Source organism: Pseudomonas syringae pv. cilantro, from assembly GCF_001293775.1.
GTDB classification, from domain to species: domain Bacteria; phylum Pseudomonadota; class Gammaproteobacteria; order Pseudomonadales; family Pseudomonadaceae; genus Aquipseudomonas; species Aquipseudomonas syringae_P.
The window spans coordinates 5,318-9,496 of sequence record NZ_LGLN01000073.1 but is presented as its reverse complement, the minus strand read 5'-3'; the positions used below and the strand labels follow the sequence as shown (position 1 = coordinate 9,496).

Sequence of the window (4,179 nt, the reverse complement as noted above, 5' to 3'; positions counted from 1 at the left end):
GCCGTACCGGCTCGATAACACACGCCAAGGGGGTCAATTTTTAGTCGGCGAAAACATAGGTGGGTCACTTTTCGGCCAGCGTTGACAGTCTATGAAGCACTCAGCTTGGCGTCTGGCCAGTCAACACAAACCAACCATCATTCCCACTCCTTATCAACCGAAGGATAAAACCCTTTTAAATCATAACATTGGCTTAAAATCCAGATCAGATACCATGAAAAATACCAACCATGGACCTGATGTTTATTTCTAAGGACAACAGCGACCGCCGAAGGGGCCAGGCTGTGGAACTGTTCCCAGCTACATTGTCTGACTCACTTTGTAGAATCGATAAACGCACCGAGCTTATCTAGATCGTGTGACCAGAACAAAGAGAGACCTCGCGACTGAGCCTGTTCGAGGTTCAGCACCTTGAACACACCGGCAAGTCCAGCGGCTGGCACAACCTGTGCCGTCCCAAATTGCTTGAGCCAATACTCGGCCTTTACGGCTGCGTCGTTGTTAAGTCGCTTGACGCTGTTTGTCGCACTATTAGACACCTTGCACTCGATTGCCATAAGCCTAGTATCGTGCAGGCGAACAACGACATCGGCCTTCCGCTCACCGAGTTGACACTCAGCGCAGAATTGCATGGCTTGCGGCCCCTTCACGATAGTGTTGATTGCCACGGTAGGAGCCTCCTCAAAGCCCAAGCTGCGGAGATAGTCCTTCACCTTGGTCTCTTGGGTATCTTTGCCCTCGTTACGGCGCTCGGTCGCAATGCGCTGCGCAGCCAATAGCACGGACGATGCAAGCAAGGCTGCCTCGCGCTGCTGATCGGTAGGGGCAACACCAGCCTCCATCCAGGGAAACCGGTGCGGATCAATTACCCGCTCTATGACACCAAATACCTTGCGCAGCGCCGCCGCGTCCTTTTTTAAAACCCCCGGAGCAATAGAATTAACGTCGGCGATAACTTGAAGATCGTCATCCGAGATAGGTGGACCCGCTAGGTAGCGGAGTGCTTCACCGAGACCAAGGCCGTAGGCTTCGGCAAGGTTGTCATCTGTTATTCCGATGGGATTGAGATCGCTAAGCTTGTTGAAAAGTTGCTCAAATTTGGCGCGAGCCTTCTTGTAATGCGTTTCCCACGAGTCGGTAACCGCTAAACGTTCTGCTCGGAACAGTGAAGCGGAATTTGAGGCATCTTCAGCCAGCTCGGCGGTAGTCCATTTGGGCGGTGCGCTTGTCATGCGAGAAGTAATTCCAAACTAGGGATGCGCAGACGCTCAATTTCCTTCGGCTCAAATTTGGTCAAGCCACCGGCATAGGTTCTGCCGCTCCCTGTGTTGATGTTTTTATTAAGCCACGTCACGAGATTTTCCATGACTCCATCGGCGAGAGCTTGCCTAGGATAAAGGCCGTGGGCAATGTTGATATGTCGCGCATCGCATACATTGTGCGTGAACTGAGGCGGCCGGCGGGCCATATAGGTGCACAGAATCGGAGCTGGGGCTTTGAGCCCAACTGACCACCAAGCCTTGCGGTGCTGGGCAACGTAGCTCTGATCAGCGCCGCTAAGTTTTGCCCAACGAAGGAAGGCATTAACGTGTCGGCGCTCTTCAGTGGTGAAGTCGTCCAACTCCGTCGGCAAGTCGATCACGCGGCGAAGGATCTCGGCTGAATTTAAATGCGAGCCAGCCTGAATCAAGTCTTTCGCCTTAGTGACGGTTGGCAGCATAACGCGTTCGGGCAGGCGCGTAGCATGTTCGCCTGCGATCCAAATATCGTTCGCGCCAGTAACTTGGCCACGATGCACTCTAAACAACTCGCCAAGTTCTATATCGCCGGCCGAAGCTGGTAGCGACGGACGGACGATAATGGACCAACGGGGAGTCGTATGTAGCCTTTCACGCGGGATATCTATCCCCGTGGTCAAGCCGTTGAGGAGCTTCAACTGATCGACGGCACACACGCGCACGGGCTCAGCCGTTTCACCGACTCGGAAGCATGTGATGGCCGCGGTAGTCGCCGTACCGGGGAACGCTTCAACGGTCGGCTCAAGCACATGCAAAGCGATGCCTCCAAGCTCATCAAGCAAGAGCTTACGGAGAGCCGAACCATAGTTCACATCCATCCACTCGGCGGAGGTAATGAACGCCCCCACATCCCCAGCCTTAGCAAGCAGCCGCGTTTGCAGGAAGAAATGCAGATGCAGACCTGCCAGCGCACTCGCCTTGATGCCAAAGGAGGCAAAGCTCGAAGCGTACCACGCCTTCCAGTTTTCAGCGATGTCATGGTGCCGCACGTAGGGTGGATTACCAATGAAAGCTGTTATACCAGTGCAGCGTGGCAGCTTGATATCCCGATAGTCCTTAACCATCACTACCGCCCTATCGCTCCACCCGCGAGCGCTGAGGTTTGCACGCAGCATCAGAGCAGCTAAGGGATCCATTTCCACCGCAACAAGCTTTGCGTGGGGAAAGGCCTCGCCCGCAGCCAAAATAAAGCGGCCCGAGCCCGCCCCTGGATCGACGATACGAGCAGGGACTCCTTGGCTAGTCAGCCAGGTCATCATGGAACGCACAATCGGCGCGGGCGTGTAGACGGCACCAGATGCACGACGTTCTGTCGCTGAGCGGATGGACGAAAAGGCTTCGCCAAGTGGATCTTTGCCACGCAATATTGCCTTGCGAACTGCATCAATATCTCGTGATTTTTGCGCCACCACCGGTGCAGCTTTCGAAAGCTTGCGTTCAGCAGCAGACAGGACGCCATGTCCCCCAATCAGTGCAACACACAAGGCCACTAAGTCTTGTTCCGTCTGCACGTTCATATCTGCTTTTCCTTGGAGCCAAAGAACAGATCTCCCTGGCCATGCAATTGCTTTTCTGTAAAGGCGCGCATGAAGTCACGCAACACGTCTGCAGCGTGCCTATCTTGGGCACGGCAGGACTGCACGAACGCATCGCGCAGCTCTTTCTCGACCCTGATACGCATTCCGGAATCTTTGATCGTCATAGGTGCGGACAATAACACGATGGATACACATTATGTATCCATAAGGCTCGACTGTGTATGGGGCTATCAAGCGAGCTGAAAAATCCCTCAACCGCTCAAACATCTTGCTTCGCTGGGGTCAAATTTTCCCGCCAATCGCCATCTTCACCAAACGCCATAACCATTTGGCGCAATAGGATTTCTAGCTCTCCCGAACAGCCTCTAAGACGTACGTCGGCCAGCAACTCGGTCGCATAGTGCGGATCGACACGAAACTGCTCGGACATCGAGTAATCATGAGATGTGTCTTTCATTTTTACATCCTGCCTTTTCTAGGGCGCAGTAGAACGTCGTGCAACGCACAATGCTCGATCCGAGTAGGCGCTAGTGTGCTGTCTCAAAATTAAATTCTCTCATGCCTGAGAGGTCATCGCTTCGCGGGCTCGCTGTATCTTGTTACAACGTCTACACGGTGCAACAGGCGGCGATGCGGTCGTGAAGGATCGGACAGAAGCAGGACGNGCGATGCGGTCATGGAGGATCGGACAGAAGCAGGACGTCAGGGTGATCTTTTTTCGGCTACATCGGCAGTTCTCAGATCGCATGCCTGCAACTGATGGCCAAGAAGATCGCCGTATCACAGAGCACATCAGGTGATGTTCCAGAGTCCGGACTGGATTCGCTGAATCAAGACGGGGACTCAGTAGAAATGGCACTCGCCAGACAACTCATCAACGCTTGACCACGGCCACCTTCGGGTGGCTATGTTTTATCTTCTTCTGAGTGAGAAGGCGACCGCGCACTCTTCTGCGAATGACGGAGCCTTCCGGCTCAGATTAATGGCAAACGGGCTTGCATTCATCAGGGACGCACGTACTTCAACAGACCAATGTCACGGCATTGATCAGCAACTGATGCACCGCCAAACCCGACAGGGTCCGTAGGTGAAGCATTTGGACACCACACAGCACGCAACTCGAGAGATCACGGTTTAAGAGCTGTTTGCTCATCTGGGCAAAATGGAGTGTTGGCGCTTTGCCAGGTTTCTGCATCGTCAGCCTCGGTAGACGAAAAACGCCGGTATCGTGAATTGATGAGCAGCTTGATACTTCACGTACTTTAAATTCCGTTTTCTGAAGCGCCCCCAATGAAGCGCTGTCTCGTACCGTTTATCCGGATCAATTGCGCAACTGTGGTCGA

The 4,179-nt window shown here is 53.7% G+C and carries 4 protein-coding genes and 1 pseudogene; 1 reads left to right on the top strand and 4 read right to left on the bottom strand.

Annotation, left to right across the window (positions count from 1 at the left end; genetic code table 11):
- Positions 1-314: 314 nt before the first annotated feature.
- From ABJ99_RS19760 to ABJ99_RS19745, 4 genes are all read right to left on the bottom strand, one after another.
- On the bottom strand, positions 315-1,232 hold the full coding sequence (locus ABJ99_RS19760) for a XamI family restriction endonuclease (RefSeq protein WP_044423179.1): 918 nt from the start codon (positions 1,230-1,232) through the stop codon (positions 315-317).
- Positions 1,229-2,815: an Eco57I restriction-modification methylase domain-containing protein gene (locus tag ABJ99_RS19755; RefSeq protein ID WP_003349483.1), complete on the bottom strand. Its 1,587-nt coding sequence runs from the start codon at positions 2,813-2,815 to the stop codon at positions 1,229-1,231. The genes ABJ99_RS19760 and ABJ99_RS19755 overlap by 4 nt, the downstream gene beginning before the upstream one ends.
- On the bottom strand, positions 2,812-3,000 hold the full coding sequence (locus tag ABJ99_RS19750; RefSeq protein ID WP_007247377.1) for a hypothetical protein: 189 nt from the start codon (positions 2,998-3,000) through the stop codon (positions 2,812-2,814). Before ABJ99_RS19750 ends, ABJ99_RS19755 begins: the two co-directional genes overlap by 4 nt.
- 95 nt (positions 3,001-3,095) lie before the next feature.
- Positions 3,096-3,293, bottom strand: a complete 198-nt coding sequence (locus ABJ99_RS19745; RefSeq protein ID WP_003349478.1) for a hypothetical protein — start codon at positions 3,291-3,293, stop codon at positions 3,096-3,098.
- Positions 3,294-3,436: 143 nt separating this feature from the next.
- Here ABJ99_RS19745 and ABJ99_RS29630 point away from each other — a divergent pair.
- Positions 3,437-3,721: pseudogene (locus ABJ99_RS29630) on the top strand (hypothetical protein); the annotation flags it as partial.
- Positions 3,722-4,179: the final 458 nt, after the last annotated feature.